1 rRNA gene is annotated in these 281 nt (G+C 54.1%); it reads left to right on the forward strand.

Annotated elements, in window-relative coordinates:
• A 16S ribosomal RNA gene (locus LDK53_RS14875) occupies window positions 1-281 on the forward strand; the annotation flags it as partial.

Below are 281 nucleotides of genomic sequence, written 5' to 3' on the forward strand. Positions count from 1 at the left end.
TTGGTGCCTTCGGGAACTCTGAGACAGGTGCTGCATGGCTGTCGTCAGCTCGTGTTGTGAAATGTTGGGTTAAGTCCCGCAACGAGCGCAACCCTTATCCTTTGTTGCCAGCGGTTAGGCCGGGAACTCAAAGGAGACTGCCAGTGATAAACTGGAGGAAGGTGGGGATGACGTCAAGTCATCATGGCCCTTACGAGTAGGGCTACACACGTGCTACAATGGCGCATACAAAGAGAAGCGACCTCGCGAGAGCAAGCGGACCTCATAAAGTGCGTCGTAGT

Source organism: Enterobacter sp. K16B (assembly GCF_020216105.1).
GTDB lineage: Bacteria > Pseudomonadota > Gammaproteobacteria > Enterobacterales > Enterobacteriaceae > Enterobacter > Enterobacter sichuanensis.